We start from the raw sequence: 22,868 nt of genomic DNA on the forward strand, positions 1-22,868 counted from the left end.
GAAGCACAGGAGCGAGGCAGCACGATGAGCGAGGCGGACGGCCAGGAGACCTTCAACCCGTGGAGCGTCGTCAACCTGGTGTTCCATCACCTCGCCGACCTGGGCCTGCACCCGGTGCTCGGTGAGCACGGCGACCCGGCGAAGGCCGCGTCGGAGCTGCTGACGGCGATGGGCATCGGCTCGGCGCCCGACAGCGCCGGGCCCGCGGCGGCGCCGGTGCAGGACATGTTGGCCGACCTGCGCCGGAAGATGATGCCCGGCGTCGAGTGACGGGCCCGCGGGCTCGGGTCGGCCATTAGGCCAGGAGCAGCAGCACGATCCCGACCGCCGCGGGCGCAGCCTGGACGAACAGGATGCGCCGCGAGGCGGTGAGCCCGCCGTAGACGCCCGCGACCAGCACGCACGCCATGAAGAACAGGGCGACGGCGTGCCCGAGGTCGCCGCCCGCGATCAGCGACCAGATCAGCCCGGCCGCGAGGAACCCGTTGTAGAGGCCCTGGTTGGCCGCGAGCGTCGCGGTCGCCTCGGCGAACTCCGGGGTGGTGCCGAACGCCGCCCGGGCCCTGGGCGTGCGCCAGAGGAACATCTCCAGCACCAGGATGTACAGGTGCAGGAGCGCGACCAGCGCGACGACGACCACGGCGAGCACCTCGACGACCATCGGCAGATCATGCCGGTAGCCGCCCCGGTGCCTGCGGTGGCGCGCCGCCGGCCGGTTCCCCGTGAGTGGCGATGGTCGCCACGGCGACCATCGCCACTCACGAGCCGCGGCTCAGAGTGACGCGATCAACCGGTCGACGCGCTCGTCGACCGCCCGGAAGGGATCCTTGCACAGCACGGTGCGCTGGGCCTGGTCGTTGAGCTTGAGGTGCACCCAGTCGACGGTGAAGTCGCGCCCGGCCGCCTGGGCCGCCGCGATGAAGTCGCCGCGCAGCTTCGCGCGCGTCGTCTGTGGCGGGGTGTCCTTGGCCGCCTCGATCTCGCCGTCGTCGGTGACCCGCTCGACGGTGCCCTTGCGCTGCAAGAGGTCGAACAGCCCGCGACCGCGCCGGATGTCGTGGTAGGCCAGGTCGAGCTGCGCGATACGGGCGTGCGCGAGGTCCAGGTCGTGCCGCTGCCGGTAGCGCTCGACGAGCCGGTGCTTGATCGCCCAGTCGATCTCGCGGTCGATCAGCGACAGGTTCTGGGTCTCGACGGCGTCGAGCACCCGGCCCCACAGCTCGACGACCCGCTCCATCGTGCGGTCCTCGCTGCCGCGGGCCTGCAGGTGCTCGACGGCCCTGGCGTGGTACTCGCGCTGGATGTCCAACGCGCTGGCCTCCCGGCCCCCCGCGAGCCGGACCGTGCGCCGCCCGGTGAGGTCGTGGCTGATCTCGCGGATCGCCCGGATCGGGTTGTCGAGGGTGAAGTCCCGGAACTGGACGCCTGCCTCGATCATCTCCAGCACGAGCGTGGCCGAGCCGACCTTGAGCAGGGTCGTCACCTCGGACATGTTGGAGTCGCCGACGATGACGTGCAGCCGGCGGTAGCGCTCGGCGTCCGCGTGCGGCTCGTCGCGGGTGTTGATGATCGGCCGGGACCGGGTGGTGGCGCTGGAGACGCCCTCCCAGATGTGCTCGGCGCGCTGGGACAGGCAGTACACCGCGCCACGCGGGGTCTGCAGGACCTTGCCGGCGCCGCAGATGAGCTGGCGCGTGACCAGGAACGGCAACAGCACGTCGGCGATCCGGGAGAACTCGCCCTGGCGGGCGACGAGGTAGTTCTCGTGGCAGCCGTAGGAGTTGCCGGCGGAGTCGGTGTTGTTCTTGAACAGGTAGATGTCGCCGCCGATGCCTTCGTCGACCAGCCGGCGCTCGGCGTCGACGAGCAGGTCCTCGAGGATGCGTTCGCCGGCCTTGTCGTGGGCGACGAGCTGGGTGAGCGAGTCGCACTCGGCGGTGGCGTACTCGGGGTGGGATCCGACGTCGAGGTAGAGGCGCGCGCCGTTGCGCAGGAAGACGTTGGACGACCTCCCCCAGGACACGACGCGCCGGAACAGATAGCGGGCGACCTCGTCCGGCGAGAGCCGGCGCTGGCCATGGAAGGTGCAGGTGACCCCGAACTCGGTCTCGACACCGTAGATCCGACGCTGCATGCCCTTCAGCGTAAGCGGAGAAGCGCCTCTAGGGTCACGTCTGTGTGGGACAGGTTGCGGCGCGTCGACCCTCGGGTGAAGGTCGCGGGCACCCGGCCGTTACGCCGGATCGACGTGTGGGACCGCGACATCTCGCGGCGTATCGCCGCGCGCCCGCCCGGCGCACTGGACACCGCGATGAAGGTGTTGTCGCCCGCGGCGAACCACAGCGTGCTGTGGTTCGCGGTCGGTGCGGTGCTCGCGGCACGCAAGGGCAAGGGTCGTAAGGCCGCGACCCGCGGCGTCCTGGGCATCGCCGGGGCCAGCCTGACCGCCAACGCCGTCCTCAAGCCGCTGCTGCCGCGGCGCCGTCCGGCGGCACGCGAGCTGCCCGCCTACCAGACCATCGACGATCCGCCGACGTCCTCCTCCTTTCCGTCAGGGCATGCGGCGTCCGCGGCGGCGTTCGCGACCGCCGTCGCGCTGGAGAGCCCCCGCCTCGGGCTGGCCGTCGCGCCGCTCGCCGGGGCCGTCGCGTACTCGCGGGTGCACGTCGGGGTGCACTGGGCCTCCGACGTGCTGGCCGGCGCGGCGCTGGGATCCGGCGTCGCGCTGCTCACCCAACGGTGGTGGCCGGTGCGGCGCAGCGACGAGGCCCGCGCCCGGCCGGTCGACACCGTCGACCCGCTGCCGGCGGGCCGGGGTCTGGTCATGATCGTCAACCCGAACGCGGGCGAGCAGGGCGTCGACCCGGGCGACGACATCGAGGCCGAGCTGCCGCAGGCGCGGGTGCTGCGCGTCCGGCCGGGCCTCGACATCGGCGACCAGCTCGAGGACGCGCTCGCCCAGGTCGACGGCTGGGTGCGTGCGGTCGGCGTCGCCGGGGGCGACGGGACCGTGGGCGCGGTCGCCGCCGTCGCGCACCGGCACGGGCTGCCGCTGGTGCTGGTCCCGGCGGGCACGCTCAACCACTTCGCCCGCGACGTCGGCGTCTACGACCTGCAAGAGGCCGTCGACGCCTCGCAGGCGGGCGAGGCCGTCGCCGTCGACCTCGCGCTCGTCGAGGCGCACCCCGGCCGCGGCGAGGACCCCTACAGCTCCGAGGTGACCCGCACCCGCTGGTTCCTCAACACCGCCAGCATCGGCTCCTACCCGGAGCTCGTGCGGCTGCGCGAGAAGTGGCAGCCGCGGTGGGGGAAGTGGCCTGCGTTCGTCGCAGCACTGCTGACGGTGCTGCGCCGCTCGGAGCGGGTCGAGGTCAAGGTCGAGGACCGGTGGCACACCGTCTGGTTCCTCTTCGTCGGCAACGGCCCGTACCACCCGCGGGGCATGGTCCCGGCGTGGCGGCCGACGCTGGACTCCGGCCTGCTCGACGTCCGCTGGATCCGCGCCGACGTCCGGTTCTCCCGGCTGCGCGCCTTCCTCGCGCTGATGCTGGGCGCGCTCGGGCACAGCCGGGTCTACGTGCAGCGGGAGGTCGACCATCTCGACGTCGAGCTGCGGGTGCCCGGGATGCTCGCGACCGACGGCGAGGTCGTCGAGGAGGCGGGCCGCTACACCTTTCGCGTCGCGGACAAGCCGATCGCGGTGTACCGGCGCGACGAGGAGCAGTGGTCGGGACGCGACCGTCCCTACCTCGGGTAGCCGGCCGGGACTCAGGCCGGCGGGGCGTAGCGGAGGGTCGCAGCGACGTCCCCGCCCTGCGGGACGTCCTCGCGCCGCACGGCCAGCAGCCGGGCGCCCGAGAGCCACGCCCGCCGCGCGATCTCGTCGACCACACCGCTCGAGCCGTCCGTGTCCGGCGCCGCGAAGGTCACCTCGCCGAGCGGGTCGACATGCCCGGGCACCTCGGCGTCGATGTCGACGAACAGCGTCTCCACGGCGCCCCGGGTCGCGAAGCGGGCCAGCTCGGCGACGTCGATCGAGGTGCGGCCCTGCTCGGAGCGTTCGGCGAAGGTCCGCTTCTCCTGCTCCAGCCGGTCGGCGTACCAGCCGTCGAGGACCGTCCGCGCCTCGGTGACCAGCTCGCCGTCGCCGCGCCCCTCCGGGTTGCCGGGCACGCTGTGCGGCACCAGGTCCGGGTAGCGGCAGTGGGCGCGGAAGATGCTGTCGAGCGGTTCTGTCGCGGCCACGACCAGCGGGACCCCGTGGCCCGGCAGCACCTCGCGCAGCGCGGCGTCGACCAGCCGGGAGAATTGGGCCATCCGCAGTTTCTGCCCCTCCGAGCCCTGCAGCCGGCGGATGGGCGCCCGGTCCTTGATCGACGACTTGCCGACCGCGCTCGCCACGTCGGTGGGCATGTCGGGGACGCGTACCTCCCGTGGCGGCGCGTCGGGCACGGTCTCCAGCAGCCGGACCGACCCCTGCGCCAGTGCCAGCACGAACGCCGTCTGCGGGAACGTCACGGCCCGCATGAGCGGCATGACGAGGAACCGGGTCCCCCCGACCGCCCGTGGTGCGAGCCGGTTCGGCAGCCGGAAGCTGCGCAACGAGGTGGGCGTCGCGAACACGGCCAGGCTGCGGGCCTGGTGCCGCCAGAAGTCCTCGGAGTCCTCGTCCTCCAGGACGGCGAGCTGCTCCGCCAGCGCCTCGTGGTCCTTCCGGTCCACGTCACCCAGCTGGGCCAACGCCTCCCGGACCCCGTTCTTGTACGCGATCCGCTCAGCGTCCCCAGAGGACTCGGGCGCGGTCTCCAGGTAGATCGAGACGGCGGCAACCTCGTCCACCTGCACCAGGGCGTCGATCTCGGATCGGGTCGGGATGTCGGTGTAGAGCGTCATGCGTCCCTCCTCGGGGCAGCCGTCCACCCACCCTGCCGTGCCCGCGGGGCCCCGGAAGATCCCGGCCGCGCTCTCAGAGGTTCTGGACGTGCTGGAACCCGAACCGGCCCTTGACGCAGAGGTGGCCGTGGGTGACCGAGTGGTCGGCCGGCGAGGTGACGTTGACGATCGAGCCCTGCTGCACGTGCAGCTCCAGGTTGCAGCCGACACCGCAGAACGAGCAGATCGTCGTCGTGACGGTCTCCTCCTCGGGATCCCAGTCATCGGCCTCACGCAGCTCGTGCTCGCGGACCGACTTCAACGCCCCGGTCGGGCACACCCCGATGCAGTTGCCGCAGTAGACGCACGCGGAGTCGGGCAGCTCGGCGTCGAACTCGGTGGCGATGCGGGCGTCGAACCCGCGGCCGGCCGCGGAGATCGCGAAGGTGAACTGGGCGTCGGTGCCGCACGCCTTGACGCACTTGTAGCAGAGGATGCAGCGGGAGTAGTCGCGCACGTAGAGGTCGTTGTCGACCTTGACGGGCTGGGCGACGGTCTCGGCGTGCGAGCCGTCCGGGGCGTGGTGGTGCCCGGCGTGGCGGCGGTCGCGCTCCCCCGCGGCGGCGGGCGGCGCGGGCGGGCCGTACCGGTCGGCGTCGACGCCGTAGTCCTGCATCCAGCGGGCGACGTCGGCACCGGCCTGGCTCATGTCGACCGACGACGCCAGCAGCTCCAGGACCATCCTGCGTGAGTGCCGCACCTTCTCGCTGTCGGTGCGCACCTGCATGCCGTCCTCGACGGTGCGCGCGCACGACGGCACCAGCACCCGCGAGCCCTCGACCTCGACGACGCACACCCGGCAGGCGTTGATCGGCGTCAGGTTCGGTGCCCAGCACAGGGTCGGGGTGTCGGCCTGCTCGGGCGTGCCCTCGGCCTTCATGGCCTGCAGGATCGTCGACCCCTCGGGGACGCGGACCTCGCGGCCGTCGACGGTCAGCGTGACGACCCGCTTGATCTCGCCCAGCATCACCGGCGCGGTTGTCATGGTCCGACCCTCCTGTGGCCGTTGGTGGACGGATCGGCCGGCGACGACAGCAGCCGCAGCGACAACGCCGACTGCACCGCCGCCGGGGCGGTCTGGCCCAGCCCGCAGATCGACGCGTCGCGCATGACGCGGGCGAGGTCGTCGAGCAGGGCGAGCTCGGTCTCACGGTCGCCGAGCGGGGCACCGCGCTCCAGCCGAGCCAGCGCCTCCTCCTGGCGGACCGTCCCGACCCGGCACGGCACGCACTGCCCGCAGGACTCGTCGCGGAAGAACGCGGCGATCCGGCGCAGGGTCGCGACCAGGTCGGCGTCGGTGTCGAACGCGAGCACCACACCCGAGCCGAGCGTCGCGCCGATCTCGCGGGCGCCCTCCAGGGTCAGCGGGACGTCGAGCTGGTCGGGCATGACGAACCCGCCCGCCGCGCCGCCCAGCAGGATCGTGCGCAGCTCGCCGCGCAGCCCGCCGGCGAGGGTGAGCAGCTCCCGCAACGTGGTGCCGAACTCGACCTCGTAGACGCCGGGGACGGCGACGGAGCCGGCGACGCAGAACAGCTTCGTTCCGGTGGACCGCTCCGCGCCGACCGAGGCGAATGCCGGGCCGCCGACGTCGAGGACCTGCAACACGTTGTACAGCGTCTCGACGTTGTTGATCACCGTGGGTTTGCCGAACAGTCCCGACACACTCGGGAACGGCGGCTTGTTGCGCGGCTCCCCGCGGAACCCCTCGATCGAGTTGAGCAGCGCCGTCTCCTCGCCGCAGATGTAGGCGCCCGCGCCGCGGCGCAGCTCGATGTCGAACGTGAAGCCCTCGCCCAGCACGTCCGCGCCGAGGAAGCCGCGGCGGCGGGCCTCCTCGATCGCGTGCTCCAGGCGTCGCGTGGCCAGCGGGTACTCGCCGCGGATGTAGAGGTAGCCCCGTTCGCAGCCGGTGGCCCAGCCGGCGATCGTCATGGCCTCGACCAGGCCGAACGGGTCGTACTCCATGAGCACGCGGTCCTTGAACGTGCCCGGCTCGGACTCGTCGGCGTTGCAGACCAGGTAGTGCGGGCGGACCTGCGCGGTGGCCACGCCCTCCCACTTGACGCCGGTGGGGAACGCGGCACCACCGCGCCCGGTCAGCGCCGAGTCCTTCAGCTCCCGCACGACGCGGGAGGCGCCCAGCTCGACGGCGCGGCGGAGGGCCTCGTAGCCGCCGTGGGCGCGGTAGTCGTCGAGGCTGCCCGGGTCGACGACACCGATGCGCCGCAACAGCCGCAGCCCCTCCCCGCGCGGCGCGCGGGTCTGCGGGACGCTCACGCGGGGGTCGGCGAAGGCCGCGTCGGCCTCGACCGCGGTGGCGCCGCCGCGGGCGGCCGCGACGACGTCGTCGGCGTGCGCGGGGGCCTGGCTGAAGTCCGGCTCCCCCGCCACCTGGAACATGACCGCGGGCGCGCGTTCGCACAGGCCGAGGCAGGGGCTGCGTACCCAGCAGGCCTCCTCGCCGACGCCCTCGGGGCCGAGGTCGGCCGTCAGCCGCGCGGCCAGGTCCTCCCCACCCACGGGCCCGCAGGCGACGTCGTCGCACACGTGCACGACCCGCCGCGCGCGCGGCTCGACGGTGAACATCGCATAGAACGTGGCCACGCCGTAGACGTCGGCGGGCGGCACCGACAGCCGGGTGGCGACGTGGTTGAGCGCGCCCTCCGACAGGTACCCGACCGCGTCGGACACCGCGTGCAGGGCGGGCAGCAGCAGGTGGCGGCGGCCGCGGGCCTCGTGCCCGGAGTCGGGTCCGGCGCGGTCGTCGACCTCACGCGGGCCCAGCAGCGGGTCCAGCAGGGCGTCGACGGCCGCCCGTTCCTCCGCGGTGGCCTCGGCCGCCGACAGACGCAGGTCCACGTGCCTCCTTACTCAGCTGCCGGCGGCGGGCAGCCGCGGCTCCCCGGAGTCCGCAAGCTTCTCGATCCGGATCGCGGTCGCCTTGAACTCCGAGGTCCCGGACTTGGGGTCCCAGGCGTCGTTGGTCAGCACGTTGGTGTCGACCTCCTCGGAGAAGTGCGGGGTGAACGACGCCAGCCCGGGCCGCAGCGACGGGTCCAGCGCCACCGGCGCCTCGACCGCGCCGCGTCGCGACACGACGCGCACCCGCTCGCCGTCGGCGATGCCGAGGCGCGCGGCGTCCTCCCGGTCGATCCGCAGCGACTCCCGGCGGCGCATCGGCGAGGAGTACCCGCCGCTCTGCACCCCGGAGTTGTAGGCGTCGAGCAACCGGACCGTCGTGAGCCGGATCGGGAAGTCCTCGTCGAGCGCGTCCACGGGTGGCACGTGCTCGACCGCGGTGAACGGAGCGGGCCTGCCCAGCTCGGCCGGGTCGTCCGACCACAGCCGGGCGTGCATCAGCGGCGTGCCGGGGTGGTCGAGGGTCGGGCACGGCCACTGCAGCCCGCCGTGCTCGTCCAGCCGGGCGTAGCTCATGCCGTGGTGCCAGTCCAGCGACAGCGACCGCAGCTCGTCCCACACCTGCTCGGCCGTCGGCTCGCCCCAGTCGTGGCCGAGGCGGTCGGCGATCGCGCAGATGATGTGGGTGTCGGGGCGGGCCTGGCCGGGCGGGTCGATCGCCTTGCGGACCCGTTGCACCCGCCGCTCGCTGTTGGTGACGGTGCCCTCGTACTCGCACCAGTCCGCCGCCGCGGGCAGCACCACGTCGGCCAGCTCCGCCGTCGCCGTCCGGAAGATGTCCTGCACCACCAGGTGGTCGAGCGACTCGAGCAGGTGCCGGGCGTGCGCGGCGTTGGCCTCGGACTCGGCCGGGTTCTCGCCGATGCAGTACAGCGTCCTGAGGGTGCCGGCCTCCATCGCCTCGAACATCTGCGACAGGTGCATGCCGGGCCTCGGCGAGACCGGCACTCCCCACGCGGCCTCGAAGCGGGCCCGGGCCGTCTCGTCGCCCAGGTCGTAGCCACCGGGCAGCTTCGCCGGGATCGCGCCCATGTCCCCGCCGCCCTGGACGTTGTTCTGCCCGCGCAGCGGTACCAGCCCCGAGCCGTAGCGGCCGACGTGGCCCGTCAGGAGGGCGAGGTTGATCAGCGCGAACACGTAGTCGGCGGCGTTGTGGTGCTCGGTGATGCCCAGCGTCCAGCAGATCTGGGCGCGGTCGGCGCGGGCGTAGGCGTGGGCGAGCTCGCGGATCAGCCCCGCGTCGACCCCGGTGATCTGCTCGGCCCGCTCCAGCGTGTACGGCTCGACGGTGCGTGCGTAGTCGTCGAAACCCGTGGTCGCGCGCTCGATGAACGCGTGGTTGACCAGGTCGGCGTGGATGATCTCGCGGCCGATGGCGTTGGCCAGCGCGATGTCCGTGCCGACGTCGAGCCCGAGCCACCCGTCGGCCCAGCGGGCGGTGGAGGTGCGCCGCGGGTCGACCGAGTACAGGCGGGTGCCGTTGCGCAGCCCCTGCAGGACGTGGTGGAAGAAGATCGGGTGGGTCTCACGCGCGTTGGAGCCCCACAGGACGAGGAGGTCGGCGTGTTCCGCCTCGACGTAGGCGGAGGTGCCGCCGCCGGCACCGAAGACTGCCGTCAGACCGACGACGCTGGGAGCGTGTCAAGTCCTGTTGCAGGAGTCGACGTTGTTGCTGCCCATCACCACGCGGGCGAACTTCTGGGCCGCGTAGTTCATCTCGTTCGTGGCCTTCGAGCAGCTGAACATCCCGAACTCGTCGGGCGTGCGGCCGCGGAACCCGGCGGCGGCACGGTCGAGGGCTTCGTCCCATGTCGCCGGCCGCAGTACGCCGTTCTCACGCACCAGGGGCTCGGTGATCCGCACGTGACGGGGACGGCGAGGCATCGTTCCTCCACGGGTCGACGGTGGCCCCTCAACGATATGCCCGCAGCGGACGGTCGTCAGTCGGGTCGGCCGGATTTGTCCTCGGCGACGACGCGGGCCGGGCCGGGTCCGGCCCGCACGCCCAGGACGTCACCGGTGACCAGCGGGGTGTCGGGGTCGTCGGCGGCGGTGCTCGCCCGGCACGCGTCCGCGAGCACGACCGCCGCATCGGTACCCACCCGGACGGCCAGGGCGGCTCGTGCCTCGCCCAGCGTGTGGGCGCGTACCGCTGCGCTCTCGGCGACCGGGACCCGCGGCGCCTGCCGGGCGAGTGCCGCCGCCCAGTCCTGCGGAGTGTTGACGTTGAGCAGCGAGTCCAGATCGGGATCGAGCCGGGCGAGCACCGGATCGGCGAGCAGCGCGGGTTCGTCGGGCCTGAGCACGCGGCAACGCTCGAACAGGTCGGGCGGGCGCAGCACCCCGTCGGCGACCAGGCTCGTGACCAGTGCCGACAGCGTGGTGCGATAGGCGGCGGCGAGCGGTTGGGGGAAGCCGTGCACCTGCGGGACGACGACGTCGGGCGCGTCCGGCCCGCCGAGCAGCGCGAGCACGCGGCGGACGTAGGCGGGGTGCAGCAGCGGCAGGTCGGTGGCGGTGACGAACGCGGCGTCGGCGCGGTCGGCGAGCGCCGCCAGCCCGACGGCGATGCCCTGCAGCGGACCGCGGCCCTCGACGGGGTCCTCGACGACCTCGACCCGCCTGGGCAGCGGCGGCAGCGGCTGCGCCGGCGCGCGGACCACGACGACGGGCCCGCCGACCCCCCGGGCCACCAGCGCGGCGACCCGGGCCACCAGCGGGACACCGTGCCAGTCCAGCTCGGCCTTCGCCGTCCCCATCCGCGACGACCGTCCGCCCGCGAGCACGATCCCCGCCGTCCGTGCGGTCCGCGCGGTCCCCGGTCCGCCGATGCCCATGGGCGGCGATGCTAGCGAGGCGGCGGCGCCGCCGGAGTCGGTGTCGCCGTCCTCGTTCGCGGGTGTGCGGCGCGGTGACCCGGGACGGTGGCCGTGCGCGCCGGGCTCGCGCGCCGCCGGCCGGAGTCTCCGTGCGACGTCCGGGCGAGCTCCGGTCGATCACCGGCGCGACACGGCGGGCCGCGGGCTCCTACGCTGGGCAGTGGGTGGTCCGCGCAGGTCCACCGGACGGGAGTGGACATGGGTCGGGTCACGGTGCGACGACCGGTGCTGCGGATCGGGCCCGACGGGCAGCAGCGTCGCCGGCCGGACGCGCTGGCCGCCGAGGAGCCGCTGGAGATCCGCGTCGACGGCAGTCCGTTGTCGGTCACCATGCGCACCCCGGGACACGACGTCGAGCTCGCGCACGGCTTCCTGCTCACCGAGGGCGTGATCGGTTCGCCGCAGGACCTGCTGGCCGCGCGGTACTGCGACTCGGTCGACGACCAGGGCCGCAACACCTACAACGTCCTCGACGTCGCGCTGGCGCCGGGTGTGGAACCGCCGGACACCTCGTTGGAGCGCAACTTCTACACGACGTCGTCGTGCGGGGTGTGCGGGAAGGCCTCCCTCGACGCGGTGAAGCTGAAGTCCCGCTTCCCCCCCGCCGCCGACCCGGTGCGCGTCGACTACCGCACGATCGTCACGCTGCCCGACGCGCTGCGCGAGGCGCAGAAGGTGTTCTCCTCGACCGGTGGGCTGCACGCCGCGGGCCTGTTCACCGCCGACGGCGAGCTGCTCGTGGCCCGGGAGGACGTCGGTAGGCACAACGCCGTCGACAAGGTGCTGGGGCGTGCGCTGCTCGACGGCCGCATCCCCGCGACGGGGACGGTGCTGATGGTGTCGGGACGGGCGTCGTTCGAGCTGGTGCAGAAGGCGGTGATGGCCGGGGTGCCGATGATGACGGCGGTGTCGGCGCCGTCGTCGCTGGCCGTCGAGCTGGCCCTTGAGACGGGCATGACGCTCGTCGGGTTCCTGCGCGGCGAGACGTGCAACGTCTACGCCGGGGACGAGCGGATCGTGCTGTGAACGGCGTGCGCGTCACCGCCCTCGACCACGTCGTGCTCGTCTCCCCCGACCCCGAGCGGCTCCTCGCCTGGTACCGCGACGTGCTCGGGCTGGAGGTCCTGCGGCTGGAGCAGTGGCGGCGCGGCGAGGTGCCGTTCGCGTCGCTGCGGGTCAGCGCGGACACGATCGTCGACGTGCAGCGCGGCGAGCGCGACGGGGAGAACATGGGCCACATGGCGCTCGTCGTCGAGGGCGCCGACCTCGCGGAGCTGGCGACCGCGCACGGCGTCGAGGGTCCGCGGTCGCTGTTCGGTGCCCGCGGCCAGGGCCGGGGCATCTACCTGCGCGACCCCGATGGCAACGGCGTGGAGCTGCGCACCTACTCCTGACCCTGCGCGGGCCCGGATCCTTCGTGGGCCCGGATCGTGCAGGAACGGCACTTTCCCGCAACCCAGTTGCGGGAAAGTGCCCTTCCTGACGGTCGGCGAGCCCAGCGGCGGCCCCAGCGGCGGCGCGGTGCCCGCCGCTCACGGGCGATCAGGCATACGGCGCCGTCAGGACCTCGAGGACGTGCCCGCTCGGCGAGTCGAAGTACATGCCGCGCCCGCCGTGGTCGGTGTTGTGCCCGGGCCTGCGATGCCACGGATCGGCCCAGGTGGCGACGCCGCCCGCGGCGAGCCGGGCGGCGACCTCGTCGAACTCGCGCTCGCTGATCAGGAACGCGTAGTGCTGTGCCGTGGTCTCGCCGGAGGTCATGAAGTCCAGGCTGACACCGTTGGCGACGGCGACGACGGTGAACGGCCCGTACCGGGTCGGCGCGGGCAACCCGAGCACGTCGGCGACGAACGCCGCCTCGGCGTCCTGGTCCCCCGCATGGACGATCGTGTGGTTCAGCTCGACGGCCATGCCCCCACCGTGCTCCCTCGACCCGGGTTCAGGTCAAGGGAGCGGGCACGTCACGACTCCGGGGTCGTGTCGGGCTCGGCGCCGGACGCGGCCGGGGCGTCGTCGCCGCCGACCTCGGGCGCGTCGTCCTGGGTCCCGCGATTGGCGGCGGGCAGCAGCTCGCGCAGCGCGTTGCCGGTGATCCGGCGGAAGGAACGCCGCGGCCGGCCGCGGTCGAGGACGGCGACCTCCAGCGCACCGACCCCGAGCACGCGCTCCTCGGCGGCCGCGCCGTTGCCCGGCGCGGCCACGGCCTGCAACCCGCCGACGGCGACGGCGATCGCGTCGGCCAGTTCCTGGCCCGGCTCGAACGTCTCGCCGAGCTTGGCGCTGATCGGCTCCGTCTGACCGCCCATCACGACGAACCGCGGCTCGTCGGTGATCGACCCGTCGTAGGTGATGCGGTAGAGCTGGTCGGACCCCGTGTCCTCACCGACCTCGGCGACGCACAGCTCGACCTCGAACGGCTTCTGCTGCTCGATGAAGATCGTGCCGAGGGTCTGCGCGTAGACGTTGGCCAGCCAGCGGCCGGTGACGTCGCGGCGGTCGTAGGAGTAGCCGCGGACGTCGGCGGCGCGGATGCCGCCGGTGCGCAGGTTCTCGAACTCGTTGTAGCGGCCGACGGCGGCGAAGCCGATGCGGTCGTAGATCTCGGAGACCTTGTGCAGCGCGGTCGAGTGGTTCTCCGCGACGAACAGCACGCCGCCGGCGTAGGTCAGCACGACGACGCTGCGCCCGCGGGCGATCCCCTTGCGCGCCAGCTCCGAGCGGTCGCGCAGGAGTTGGTCGACGGAGGAGTAGAACGGCATCGTCACGGGGAGCGCTCCAGGGTCGTGAGGTCGTGCGCGGCCCCGGCGGGAGACAGGGCTGCGAGCGTCGAGGCTGGGGGCGTCGAAGCGGGGGCCACGGTCAGCCGCCCGGCTTCTCCGTGCGGCCCGCGATCACCTGGTCGACGACGCCGGCGATCTCCTCCTCGGAACGCCGTTGGGCGCCCTCGGCGGTGATGCTCACGACGATCGGGTAGATGCGGCGCACCATGTCCGGGCCGCCGGTGGCGGTGTCGTCGTCGGCGGCGTCGTAGAGCGCCTCGACGGCCGTGCGGATCGTCGTCGCCAGGTCGTTCGCGGGGTCGTGCAACTTCTTCAGCGCCGACTTCGCGAAGACCGACCCGGAGCCGACCGAGTAGTAGCCGAGCCACTCGTCGTAGCGGCCGCCGGTGGGGTCGTAGGTGACGATGCGGCCGGCCTTCGACGCGTCCGGGGCGTCGGTGTCGTAGCCGACGAACAGCGGCACGACGACGAAGCCCTGCATCGCGGCGCCGAGGTTCTGCCGGACCATCCCGGCGAGCTTGTTGGCCTTGCCGTCGAGCGAGAGCGGCACGCCCTCGATCTTCTCGTAGTGCTCGAGGTCGACGGTGAACAGCCGCACCATCTCCAGCGCGATACCGGCCGACCCGGCGATGCCGACCGCCGAGTAGGAGTCGGTGACGAAGACCTTCTCGATGTCGCGCTGGGCGATGACGTTGCCCGCGGTCGCGCGCCGGTCGCCCGCGATGACGACGCCGTCGGCGCAGACGAGTGCGACGATCGTGGTGCCGTGCGGGACGTCCAGGCCCGCGGCGCCGTGCGCCGCCGCCTGCGCGTGCGTCGACCGGCCGGGCAGCAGGTGGGGCGCGGTGGCGGCGACGTAGTCGGTGAACGACGCGGTCGCCGGGGCGGTGAACGGGTCGAGCAGGCCGGGGTGTCGTGCGTCGAACGGCGACCGGTGGTCCATGGTCGGGTGCGTACCTCTCCCTCGTGCGGCCGGCAACCCTCGTCGGGCTCCCGGTCCCTGATCGTGACGTCCCCCGCGGGTGTGCCCCGGTGGCGGCGTCACACCGCCCGGCGAACCGGCCTGTACTGACCGGCCCACCGGGCGGCACGGTACTGCGCGCGGCCTGGCCGGCGCGCACCGGCCGGGGCCACGAGAGCGGCTACTGGCCGCCCTTCTGGACGTAGGCGCGGACGAACTCCTCCGCGTTCTCCTCCAGGACGTCGTCGATCTCGTCGAGGATGGTGTCGACGTCCTCGCCGAGCTTCTCGCGACGTTCCTGGCCCGCCGCTTCGGCGCCGGCGCCGTCCTCGTCGTCTCCGCCGCCACCGCCCTGACGCTTGGTCTGCTCCTGCGACATGGCCGTCTCCTCCTTGCGCCTGGGTCCCGGGGACGCCGCCAACTGCTGCGCCGGACCGGGGTCCGGTACGTCAACAGTACCGACCGGATCGCCGACACGCCCGTGATCGGGCCGCGCCGGGTCGGCGCGTCCCACCCTCCGGGTGGGTCGGGGGACGGGCCTGCCGGCGCCCGGTCAGCCGCGGGTCAGGGCCTCGACGAGCTCCTCGGCGGTCCGCGAGCCGTCGATCAGCTCGCCGACGTGCCGGCGGGTGCCGCGCAGCGGCTCGAGCGTCGGGATGCGGACCAGTGACTCGCGGCCGAGGTCGAAGATGACCGAGTCCCACGACGCCGCGGCCACCTCGGCCGGGTAGCGCTCGAGGCAGCGGCCCCGGAAGTAGGCGCGGGTGTCCTCCGGCGGGGCCTGCATCGCCGCGGTGATCTCCTCCTCGGTGACCAGCCGCTTGATCGAGCCGCGGGCGGCGAGCCGGTTGTAGAGGCCCTTGCCCATCCGCACGTCGGAGTACTGCAGGTCGACCAGCGCGAGCCGGCCGGCGTTCCAGCCCAGGCCGTCGCGCTCGCGGTAGCCCTCCAGCAGCCGCAGCTTGGCCGTCCAGTCGAGCCGGTCGGCTGTGCTCATCGGGTCGCGGGCCAGGTCGTCGAGGACCACGCCCCACAGCTGCAGCACCTCGGCGGTGTGCGGGTCGACGTCGGTGCCCTGCTGGGCCTCGACGTGCTCGCGGGCCTTGTCGAAGTAGACGCGCTGGATGTCCAGGCCGGTCATCTTCCGGCCGTCGAGCAGGTCGACGGTGGTGGTCAGCGACGGGTCGTGGCTGATCCGGTGCACCGCCTTGACGGGCTCGGCGAGCCGCATGTCGTCGAACCGCACGCCCTTCTCGATCATGTCGAGGACGATCGCGGTCGTGCCGACCTTGAGCAGCGTGGAGTACTCGCTCATGTTGGCGTCGCCGATGATGACGTGCAGCCTGCGGTACTTGTCGGCGTCGGCGTGCGGCTCGTCGCGGGTGTTGATGATGCCGCGCTTGAGCGTCGTCTCCAGCCCGACCTCGACCTCGATGTAGTCGGCGCGCTGCGAGAGCTGGTAGCCCACCTCGTCGCTCGACGGGCCGATGCCCACCCGGCCCGACCCGCACACGACCTGGCGCGAGACGAAGAACGGCGTGAGGCCGGACACGATCGACGGGAACGTCGTCTGCCGCGACATCAGGTAGTTCTCGTGGGTGCCGTAGCTGGCGCCCTTGCCGTCGATGTTGTTCTTGTACAGCTGGATCCGCGGGGCGCCGGGCACGGTGGCCGCGCGCATCGCCGCCTCCTCCATGACCCGCTCCCCCGCCTTGTCCCACACCACGACGTCGCGCGGGGTGGTGACCTCGGGCGTGGAGAACTCGGGGTGCGCGTGGTCGACGTAGAGCCGGGCGCCGTTGGTGAGGATGACGTTGGCGGCGCCGAGGTCGTCGAGCTCGGAGTCGTTCTGCGGGGCCAGCGTGGGCGCCGACAGGTCGAACCCGCGCGCGTCGCGCAGCGGCGACTCGACCTCGTAGTCCCAGCGGGCGCGGCGCGAGCGGGGGATGTCCTGTGCGGCGGCGTAGGCGAGGACGACCTGCGTGGACGTGATGACGGGGTTGGCGGTCGGGTCACCCGGGACGGAGATCCCGTACTCGACCTCCGTGCCCATGATGCGGCGGGCTGTCACGAACCGGCCCCGGCGACGACACGAGAGTGCATGTGACGAGCCTATCCCGCGTGCGCGGGGTGCCGGGGGCGGTGAGCGGCACACGCGGCCCTGCGAGACTCGGCGACGTGCCTGCCGACGACCCCGCCGCCGAGCTCATCGCGCTCTACGACGCCGCCGGGCACCAGGTCGGGGTCGCCGTCCGCGGTGAGGTCTACGCGAGGTCGCTGTGGCACGCCAGTGCCGGGGTCGTGCTGCGCAGCGGGGACGGCGCCCGGGTCTACGTCCACCGCCGGTCCGAGGCCAAGCTCGTCATGCCGGGGATGCACGACTGCATCGCCGGTGGCGTCGTCGGTCCGGGCGAGACGCCGGAGGCCACGGCCGTCCGCGAGCTCGGCGAGGAGCTCGGTGTCCGCGACGTGCCGCTGACCCCGTTGGTGTCGGCGTCCTGGGAGTCCGGACCCGGTCCGGGGCTGGGCGGTCCCGACGGGCTGCGGACGCACCTGTTCGCGTTCGAGGCGCGCTGGGACGGCCCGGTCGTGCACCAGCCGTCGGAGGTCAGCGCGGGCTGGTGGATGCCCCTGTCCGAGCTGCGGGCGCGGCTGGCCGATCCGGGCTGGCCGTTCGCGCCCGACAGCCGGGTGCTCGTCGAGACGTGGCTGGGCCGGCGAGCCGGTCCGTGGGTCAGAAGTTGATCATGTGGCCGACCAGGCCGTGGATCGCTTCCTGCAGCGCCTCCGACAGCGTCGGGTGGGCGTGCACGTTGCGGGCGAGCTCGTGCGAGGTGAGGTCCCAGCGCTGCGCCAGCGTCAGCTCCGGGAGCAGCTCGGTGACCTCGGGGCCGATGAGGTGCCCGCCGAGCAGCTCGCCGTGGGTCTCGTCGGCGATCAGCTTGACGAAGCCCGACGCGTCACCCAGGCCCTGGGCCTTGCCGTTCGCCGTGAACGGGAACTTGGCGACGACGACCTTCCAGCCCTTCTCGTCGGCCAGCTCGCGGGCCTGCGCCTCGGTCCAGCCGAAGCTCGCGACCTGCGGCTGACAGAAGGTGGCCCGCGGCATCATCACGTAGTCGAGCTCCATCGTCTCGGCGCCCGCGATGGTCTCGGCGGCGACGACGCCCTGGGCCTCCGCGACGTGCGCGAGCATCAGCTTCGCGGTGACGTCGCCGATCGCGTAGACGTGCTCGACGTTGGTGCGCATGAAGTCGTCGACGGCGATCGCACCGCGCTCGGTGAGCTGCACGCCCAGCTTCTCCAGGCCGTAGCCCTCGGTGCGCGGCTTGAACCCGATCGCCTGCACGACCTTGTCGGCGACGAGCTCGCGCTCGCCCTTCGCGTCGGAGACCCGGACGCTCACCTGCGCGCCGGAGTCGTCGATCGACTCGACCTTCGTCGAGGTCAGGACGGTGACGCCGAGCTTGCGGTAGTGCTTGGCCAGCTCCTTGGACACCTCGGCGTCCTCGAGCGGGAGCAGCCGGTCGAGGTACTCGACGATCGTCACGTCGACCCCGTAGTTGGCCATGACGTAGGCGAACTCGACCCCGATCGCGCCGGCCCCGGCGATGATCACGCTGCGCGGCAGGTCGCGCGTGACGATGTGCTCCTCGTACGTGACGACCTTGTCCGACAGCGACGTGCCGGGCAGCAGCCGGGTCTCGGTGCCGACGGCGATGATGACGTCGTCGAAGGTGACGGTCTGCGTCCCGCCGTCGTTGAGGGCGACCTCGACGGTGTGCCCGTCGACGAACGTGCCGCGCCCGTCGATCTCGGTGATCTTGTTCTTCTTCATCAGGAAGTGCACGCCCTTGACGCGGCCGTCGGCCACGACGCGGGAGCGGTCGAACGCGACGCCGTAGTCGAGCGAGACGTCCCCGGAGATGCCGAACGTCTTCTTCTCGTGGGTGAGGATGTGGGCGAGCTCGGCGTTGCGCAGCAACGCCTTCGACGGGATGCAGCCGACGTTCAGGCAGACGCCGCCCCAGTAGCGGTCCTCCACGACGGCGACGCTGCGGCCGAGCTGCGCGGCCCGGATCGCTGCGACGTAACCGCCGGGACCGGCGCCGAGGACGAGGACGTCGACATGGGTGTCTGCCATGACGTCCACCCTATGACGCGGCCGGTGCGGACACCGCCGGGCGACGGCGAGACCCTCGCGACACCACCCGGTAGCCGGGAGCGGAGGTCGTCACGCCTGCTCCGGTGCGGTCTGCTCCGGGGCGGTCTGCTCCGGCGCCCGGGCCTGCACCGCGCCCGTGTCGCCCGACATCGGCCACCGGCCCGGGGCCAGGGCCGCGACCAGCGCCTCGCTCGCCTCCCGCAGTGCGTGCTGCTGGGCACGGGTGAGCGGGTCGAAGACGGTGGCCCGGACGGTCTCGACGTGCCCGGGCGCCGCGGCCTCCAGCGCGGCCATGCCCTCGTCGGTGAGCTCGGCGAAGGCGCCGCGCCGGTCGGTCGCGCAGGTCGAGCGGCGCACCCAGCCGTTCTCCTCCAGCCGGGCGACCGCGTGCGAGAGCCGGCTGCGCGAGGACAGGGCGTTGTCGGCGAGCGTGCTCATCCGCAGGGTCCGGCCCGGTGCCTCCGACAGCCGGACGAGCAGCTCGTAGTAGGTCTGCGGCATCCCGGAGTCCTGCGACATCTGGCGCTCGACGCGGTCGAACACCAGGCGGGTCGCGGACAGGAACGCACGCCAGGTCCGTTGCTCGTCGTCGTCGAGCCAGCGTGTGTGCTCCACGTCACTCCCTCTATGGTTGAACCATCAACTGATGAGTACTAGCGTAGCTCTCAACAGATGAGCGCTCAACCAATCTTACGGAGGACGACATGACCGCCGCCACCACTCAGATCCCCGGTTACATCGCGGGTGTCTGGGACATCGACACCGCCCACTCGGACATCTCGTTCAGCGTCCGCCACATGATGGTCAGCAAGGTCAAGGGCCGCTTCGGCGCCTTCACCGGCGAGATCACCACGGGCGAGACCCTCGAGTCCTCCAGCGTCTCCGTCACCATCGACGCCAGCTCCATCGACACCAACCAGGAGCAGCGCGACGCGCACATCCGCTCCGCCGACTTCTTCGAGACCGACGCCCACCCGCAGTGGACCTTCCGCTCCACCGCGGTGCGTGCCGGCGGGGAGGGCCTGCTCGTCGACGGCGACCTGACCATCAAGGGCGTCACCAAGCCCGTCACCCTCGACGTCGAGGTCGGCGGCTTCGGCCCGGACGCCTACGGCGGCACCCGCGCCGGCTTCACCGCCACCACCACGATCAACCGCAACGACTTCGGCGTCGACATCTCGATGCCGCTCGACGGCGGCGGCGTGGTCGTCGGTGAGAAGGTGCAGATCAGCCTCGAGATCGAGGCCGTGCTCCGCAACGCCTGATCGGGCTCCCCGCGGGGCCTCGGCCCCGGCGCCGGTTCGCCGGCACGTACGTCCCTCCCCACAGCGCTCCGGCGGTGTCGGTGCCAGCGGCGACGGTCATGACCTGACCGGAGACCGCGAGCGGCCGGCGCCGCCGTCGCTGTCTCGCCCCCGGATCCCCGGCTACGGAGCCGGCTGCCCGAGCACGGTCTCGTGGTAGGTCGTTCCGCGGCTCATCCGGAGGAGAGCAGCGACCGGCCGCACCGTGAGCGCCCTGGCGATCGCGTCGCCGATCCGAGGCGACAGCGCCTCGCCCAGCAGCAGCGTGTTCGCCCGCCGTGGCAGCACGACCCGTCGCCGTCGGTGTCGCACCGCCGCCACCACGGCGTTCCCCACGGTCTCGGCCGGCAGCGGGGTCATGTGCCGGAACGGGGCCGGCAGGTCCGCCTCGGCAACGTCCCGCAGCAGGTCCGTGGCGGTCAGTGCCGGATGGATCACCGACACCCGGACGCCGTCGCCGGCGACCTCCTGGCGGAGGCTGTCGGAGTACGCCGAGACCGCGTGCATCACGATCGCGTACGAGCCGAAGCGCGCGAAAGCCTTGCGGCCCATCACCGACGACATGGTGACCACGGTGCCCCCGCGTCGCCGCAGGCTCGGCAGGACGCACCGCGTGAGGTCGATCGTCCCGAACAGGCTCGCCTGCAGCGTCTGTCGGACGTCGTCGCCGAAGGCGGGGTCCTCGACGCCGCCGACCCGCCCGATCCCGGCGTTGTTCACCAGCACGTCGACGCCGCCGAAGCGGCTCAGCGCGGAGTCGACCAGCGCTGCCGCCGCGGCGGGATCGGTGACGTCGGTCGGCACCGACAGCACCTCGCCGCCGAGAGCGCGCACCTCGCTCTCCACCTGGGCGAGCCCTTCCGCCGAGCGGGCCGCGAGCACGAGCGTGGCGCCCTCCCGGGCGAACGCGAGGGCGACGGCCCGGCCGATCCCGCGCGATGCTCCCGTCACCAGAACCACTTTGTCCGCGAACGTTGTGATCATGAGCTCCTCCTTGGTGTATATACAACATGTGCGTGCGACGTCGGGTCGGCGCGCAGGACTCGGTGCGCCGCTGTCGCCCGGCGGGTCAGCGGGTCGGCGGGTATCCCAGGTCGGCCGCCATCTCCTGCATCGCCAGGACGCCGGCCGTCCCGAGCAGCTCCGCAGCCTGCTCCTGGGCGCGCCGCCACGCGGGGACCACGGACTCGATCTTGGCGCGGCCCGCCGGGGTGATCGCGACCTCACGGACGCCCTTCGCGTCCGACGAGCAGGCCTCGATCCAGCCGTGCCGCATGAGCAGTCCCAGGTTCCTGCTGACCGTGGACCGCTCCAGCTGCAGCGTCGCGCCGAGCGTCGCGGGCGGGCAGGGGCCGATCCGGCCGAGCGCGGCCAGGAGGTTGAGCTGGGCGATGGTCACGCCGTGGCCGTCGAGCGCCCCGTCGTAGAGCGCCGTCACGGCCCGCCCGATCAGGCGGACGCGGACCGCCAGGCAGTCCTGCACGATCTCCTCGATCGACGAGCTGCTCACCGCTCCAGTGTTGTAGATACATCATGCGGGGGTCAAGTCCGGTCGCCGCGGATCCCTGCTCCGCACCCCCGCGACGCGCCGGCCGGTGTCGGTGCCTGCCGCTACGGTCGACTCAGTGTCAGGGTGGGATTGCCGCTGTTGCGGTGGTTGGGATCCTGGCCGGTGGTGATCTGGCTCCTACGGTCGGTGCCGCCCCTGTGTGGGGTTGGAGTGCATGCGTTGTGCCGATCACCGCTGGTCAGGGCCGACCGGCGTGACTTGATAGGAGCGTGGCCGCGCCCCCACTGAGACGTGTCCGCCGGCCGGCCCAGCCGTCCCTCCGAGATGAGAAGAGGTGACGCCACCCATGGTGGTGCTGGGAGTCGACGTCCACAAGGACACCCACACGACGGTCGCGGTCGACGAGATCGGCCGCGAGATCGGGCAGAAGACCGTACCCGCCCGCGATCGCGGCCATGCCGCCTTGGTGCGCTGGGCCCGGGCACACCACCCGGGCGGGCGGATGTGGGCGATCGAGGACTGCCGCCACGTCTCGACCCGGCTGGAACGGGCGCTGCTGTCCGCGGGTGAGCGGGTGGTGCGGGTCCCGCCCAAGCTGATGGCCGGAGCCCGGGCCGCTGCCCGCACCCGGGGCAAGTCCGACCCGATCGACGCGCTGGCCATCGCCCGCGCCGCGCTGCGCGAGCCCGACCTGCCCGCCGCCGAGCACGACCGGACCTCGCGGGAGTTGAAGCTGCTGGTCGACCATCGTGAGGACCTCGTCGCCGAGCGGACCCGGATGCAGAACCGGGTGCGCTGGCACCTGCACGAGCTCGACCCCGACCTCGACATTCCCTCCCGCGGCCTGGACCGGCTGCGCGTGCTGGACCGGTTGCTGGCCTGGCTGGGCCAGCACCCTCCGGCGCCGCAGTCGCAGATGGTGGCGCGGATCGCCGCCGAGCTGCTGGCCGACATCCGCGCGGTCACGGTGCGGGTCAACGCGCTGGAGCGGGAGCTGTCACGGCTGGTCGAGCAGGTCGCGCCGCAGCTGCAGGCCGTGCCCGGGGTGGCCGGACTGACCGCGGCAAAAATCATTGGTGAGGTGGCGAACATGTCCCGGTTTCGGTCCGAGGCCTGTTTCGCCATGCACGCCGGCGTGGCGCCGATACCGGCATCGTCGGGGCGCACGAACCGTCACCGCCTCGCCCGCGGCGGGAACCGGCAGCTCAACGCTGCGCTACACCGGATCGCGGTCACCCAGGCCCGCCTGCCCGACACTCCCGGCCGCACCTACTACCAGCGACGGCTCGAGATGGGGAACACGAAGATGGAAGCCCTGCGCGCCCTCAAACGACGCCTCGCCCGCGTCGTGTTCAACCTCCTGCACACCACCACAAGCACAACGACCGGTCCCCAACCGGTCGCCGCTTGACATA

General features: G+C 72.7%; 23 protein-coding genes. 7 read left to right on the forward strand and 16 right to left on the reverse strand.

Features of this window, described 5'->3' with window-relative positions; genetic code table 11:
- Positions 1-24 precede the first annotated feature (24 nt).
- On the forward strand, positions 25-270 hold the full coding sequence (locus tag PSED_RS16565) for a hypothetical protein (RefSeq protein ID WP_013675402.1): 246 nt from the start codon (positions 25-27) through the stop codon (positions 268-270).
- A gap of 25 nt (positions 271-295) precedes the next feature.
- Here the strand turns inward: PSED_RS16565 and PSED_RS16570 are convergent, their stop codons facing one another.
- Both PSED_RS16570 and pafA read right to left on the reverse strand, forming a co-directional pair.
- Positions 296-661, reverse strand: a complete 366-nt coding sequence (locus tag PSED_RS16570; protein ID WP_013675403.1) for a DUF1304 domain-containing protein — start codon at positions 659-661, stop codon at positions 296-298.
- Between the two features lie 111 nt (positions 662-772).
- Positions 773-2,134 carry a Pup--protein ligase gene (gene pafA / locus PSED_RS16575; RefSeq protein ID WP_013675404.1) on the reverse strand — a complete coding sequence of 454 codons (1,362 nt, stop codon included), beginning with the start codon at positions 2,132-2,134 and terminating at the stop codon, positions 773-775.
- A 42-nt stretch (positions 2,135-2,176) separates the two neighbouring features.
- On the opposite strand from pafA, the gene PSED_RS16580 reads away from it, so the two are divergent.
- On the forward strand, positions 2,177-3,757 hold the full coding sequence (locus PSED_RS16580; protein WP_013675405.1) for a bifunctional phosphatase PAP2/diacylglycerol kinase family protein: 1,581 nt from the start codon (positions 2,177-2,179) through the stop codon (positions 3,755-3,757).
- An 11-nt stretch (positions 3,758-3,768) separates the two neighbouring features.
- Here PSED_RS16580 and PSED_RS16585 read toward each other — a convergent pair whose 3' ends face one another.
- The 5 genes from PSED_RS16585 to mobA form a co-directional block, all read right to left on the reverse strand.
- Entirely contained in the window at positions 3,769-4,893 is a 1,125-nt protein-coding gene (locus tag PSED_RS16585) for a baeRF11 domain-containing protein (protein WP_013675406.1), read from the reverse strand.
- 73 nt (positions 4,894-4,966) lie between these two features.
- Complete coding sequence (locus tag PSED_RS16590) at positions 4,967-5,917, reverse strand: 2Fe-2S iron-sulfur cluster-binding protein (RefSeq protein WP_013675407.1); 951 nt, start codon at positions 5,915-5,917, stop codon at positions 4,967-4,969.
- The gene (locus PSED_RS16595) at positions 5,914-7,794 is read right to left on the reverse strand and encodes an NAD(P)H-dependent oxidoreductase subunit E (RefSeq protein ID WP_013675408.1); all 1,881 of its coding nucleotides are present in this window, start codon (positions 7,792-7,794) and stop codon (positions 5,914-5,916) included. Before PSED_RS16595 ends, PSED_RS16590 begins: the two co-directional genes overlap by 4 nt.
- A gap of 12 nt (positions 7,795-7,806) precedes the next feature.
- Complete coding sequence (locus tag PSED_RS16600) at positions 7,807-9,738, reverse strand: formate dehydrogenase H subunit alpha, selenocysteine-containing (RefSeq protein WP_013675409.1); 1,932 nt, start codon at positions 9,736-9,738, stop codon at positions 7,807-7,809.
- A gap of 56 nt (positions 9,739-9,794) precedes the next feature.
- On the reverse strand, positions 9,795-10,691 hold the full coding sequence (mobA, locus tag PSED_RS16605; protein ID WP_013675410.1) for a molybdenum cofactor guanylyltransferase: 897 nt from the start codon (positions 10,689-10,691) through the stop codon (positions 9,795-9,797).
- Between the two features lie 240 nt (positions 10,692-10,931).
- Between mobA and fdhD the strand changes: the two genes are divergently transcribed.
- Both fdhD and PSED_RS16615 read left to right on the forward strand, forming a co-directional pair.
- A complete protein-coding gene (gene fdhD / locus PSED_RS16610) occupies positions 10,932-11,759 on the forward strand; it encodes a formate dehydrogenase accessory sulfurtransferase FdhD (RefSeq protein ID WP_013675411.1) in 828 nt (275 codons plus the stop codon).
- On the forward strand, positions 11,756-12,127 hold the full coding sequence (locus PSED_RS16615) for a VOC family protein (RefSeq protein ID WP_013675412.1): 372 nt from the start codon (positions 11,756-11,758) through the stop codon (positions 12,125-12,127). The genes fdhD and PSED_RS16615 overlap by 4 nt, the downstream gene beginning before the upstream one ends.
- Positions 12,128-12,275: 148 nt before the next feature.
- On the opposite strand, the gene PSED_RS16620 is transcribed toward PSED_RS16615, so the two are convergent.
- The 5 genes from PSED_RS16620 to dop all read right to left on the reverse strand — a co-directional run bounded on the left by PSED_RS16620 (position 12,276) and on the right by dop (position 16,527).
- Positions 12,276-12,644, reverse strand: coding sequence for a VOC family protein (locus PSED_RS16620; protein WP_013675413.1), 369 nt, complete (start codon positions 12,642-12,644; stop codon positions 12,276-12,278).
- A 50-nt stretch (positions 12,645-12,694) separates the two neighbouring features.
- Positions 12,695-13,498: a proteasome subunit alpha gene (gene prcA / locus PSED_RS16625; RefSeq protein WP_013675414.1), complete on the reverse strand. Its 804-nt coding sequence runs from the start codon at positions 13,496-13,498 to the stop codon at positions 12,695-12,697.
- Between the two features lie 94 nt (positions 13,499-13,592).
- The gene (gene prcB, locus PSED_RS16630) at positions 13,593-14,456 is read right to left on the reverse strand and encodes a proteasome subunit beta (RefSeq protein WP_013675415.1); all 864 of its coding nucleotides are present in this window, start codon (positions 14,454-14,456) and stop codon (positions 13,593-13,595) included.
- A gap of 199 nt (positions 14,457-14,655) precedes the next feature.
- A complete protein-coding gene (locus PSED_RS16635; RefSeq protein WP_013675416.1) occupies positions 14,656-14,853 on the reverse strand; it encodes a ubiquitin-like protein Pup in 198 nt (65 codons plus the stop codon).
- 174 nt (positions 14,854-15,027) lie between these two features.
- Positions 15,028-16,527, reverse strand: a complete 1,500-nt coding sequence (gene dop, locus PSED_RS16640; protein ID WP_013675417.1) for a depupylase/deamidase Dop — start codon at positions 16,525-16,527, stop codon at positions 15,028-15,030.
- A gap of 125 nt (positions 16,528-16,652) precedes the next feature.
- Here dop and PSED_RS16645 point away from each other — a divergent pair, with 125 nt between their 5' ends.
- Entirely contained in the window at positions 16,653-17,219 is a 567-nt protein-coding gene (locus PSED_RS16645; RefSeq protein ID WP_013675418.1) for an NUDIX domain-containing protein, read from the forward strand.
- Here PSED_RS16645 and lpdA read toward each other — a convergent pair.
- Together lpdA and PSED_RS16655 are read right to left on the reverse strand one after the other, a co-directional pair.
- Complete coding sequence (lpdA, locus tag PSED_RS16650; RefSeq protein ID WP_013675419.1) at positions 17,209-18,618, reverse strand: dihydrolipoyl dehydrogenase; 1,410 nt, start codon at positions 18,616-18,618, stop codon at positions 17,209-17,211. The genes PSED_RS16645 and lpdA overlap by 11 nt on opposite strands.
- Before the next feature lie 90 nt (positions 18,619-18,708).
- The gene (locus PSED_RS16655) at positions 18,709-19,254 is read right to left on the reverse strand and encodes a MarR family winged helix-turn-helix transcriptional regulator (RefSeq protein ID WP_013675420.1); all 546 of its coding nucleotides are present in this window, start codon (positions 19,252-19,254) and stop codon (positions 18,709-18,711) included.
- Positions 19,255-19,343: 89 nt separating this feature from the next.
- Here PSED_RS16655 and PSED_RS16660 point away from each other — a divergent pair, with 89 nt between their 5' ends.
- Entirely contained in the window at positions 19,344-19,904 is a 561-nt protein-coding gene (locus PSED_RS16660) for a YceI family protein (RefSeq protein WP_013675421.1), read from the forward strand.
- 162 nt (positions 19,905-20,066) lie between these two features.
- Here the strand turns inward: PSED_RS16660 and PSED_RS16665 are convergent, their stop codons facing one another.
- A complete protein-coding gene (locus PSED_RS16665) occupies positions 20,067-20,927 on the reverse strand; it encodes an SDR family oxidoreductase (protein ID WP_013675422.1) in 861 nt (286 codons plus the stop codon).
- 85 nt (positions 20,928-21,012) lie between these two features.
- Positions 21,013-21,453, reverse strand: coding sequence for a MarR family winged helix-turn-helix transcriptional regulator (locus PSED_RS16670; RefSeq protein ID WP_041759742.1), 441 nt, complete (start codon positions 21,451-21,453; stop codon positions 21,013-21,015).
- Between the two features lie 346 nt (positions 21,454-21,799).
- On the opposite strand from PSED_RS16670, the gene PSED_RS16675 reads away from it, so the two are divergent.
- Entirely contained in the window at positions 21,800-22,864 is a 1,065-nt protein-coding gene (locus PSED_RS16675; protein WP_013673384.1) for an IS110 family RNA-guided transposase, read from the forward strand.
- Positions 22,865-22,868 lie beyond the last annotated feature (4 nt).

Origin of the sequence: Pseudonocardia benzenivorans CB1190 (assembly GCF_000196675.2) — a bacterium.
GTDB lineage: Bacteria > Actinomycetota > Actinomycetes > Mycobacteriales > Pseudonocardiaceae > Pseudonocardia > Pseudonocardia benzenivorans.

Excerpts from the sequence above, each read along its gene's own strand:
- PSED_RS16565 (WP_013675402.1), top strand. The coding sequence starts at position 25 with ATGAGCGAGGCGGACGGCCAGGAGACCTTCAACCCGTGGAGCGTCGTC.
- PSED_RS16570 (WP_013675403.1), bottom strand. The coding sequence starts at position 661 with ATGGTCGTCGAGGTGCTCGCCGTGGTCGTCGTCGCGCTGGTCGCGCTC.
- pafA (WP_013675404.1), bottom strand. The coding sequence starts at position 2,134 with ATGCAGCGTCGGATCTACGGTGTCGAGACCGAGTTCGGGGTCACCTGC.
- PSED_RS16585 (WP_013675406.1), bottom strand. The coding sequence starts at position 4,893 with ATGACGCTCTACACCGACATCCCGACCCGATCCGAGATCGACGCCCTG.
- PSED_RS16590 (WP_013675407.1), bottom strand. The coding sequence starts at position 5,917 with ATGACAACCGCGCCGGTGATGCTGGGCGAGATCAAGCGGGTCGTCACG.
- mobA (WP_013675410.1), bottom strand. The coding sequence starts at position 10,691 with ATGGGCATCGGCGGACCGGGGACCGCGCGGACCGCACGGACGGCGGGG.
- fdhD (WP_013675411.1), top strand. The coding sequence starts at position 10,932 with ATGGGTCGGGTCACGGTGCGACGACCGGTGCTGCGGATCGGGCCCGAC.
- PSED_RS16620 (WP_013675413.1), bottom strand. The coding sequence starts at position 12,644 with ATGGCCGTCGAGCTGAACCACACGATCGTCCATGCGGGGGACCAGGAC.
- prcB (WP_013675415.1), bottom strand. The coding sequence starts at position 14,456 with ATGGACCACCGGTCGCCGTTCGACGCACGACACCCCGGCCTGCTCGAC.
- PSED_RS16635 (WP_013675416.1), bottom strand. The coding sequence starts at position 14,853 with ATGTCGCAGGAGCAGACCAAGCGTCAGGGCGGTGGCGGCGGAGACGAC.
- dop (WP_013675417.1), bottom strand. The coding sequence starts at position 16,527 with ATGGGCACGGAGGTCGAGTACGGGATCTCCGTCCCGGGTGACCCGACC.
- lpdA (WP_013675419.1), bottom strand. The coding sequence starts at position 18,618 with ATGGCAGACACCCATGTCGACGTCCTCGTCCTCGGCGCCGGTCCCGGC.
- PSED_RS16660 (WP_013675421.1), top strand. The coding sequence starts at position 19,344 with ATGACCGCCGCCACCACTCAGATCCCCGGTTACATCGCGGGTGTCTGG.
- PSED_RS16665 (WP_013675422.1), bottom strand. The coding sequence starts at position 20,927 with ATGATCACAACGTTCGCGGACAAAGTGGTTCTGGTGACGGGAGCATCG.
- PSED_RS16675 (WP_013673384.1), top strand. The coding sequence starts at position 21,800 with ATGGTGGTGCTGGGAGTCGACGTCCACAAGGACACCCACACGACGGTC.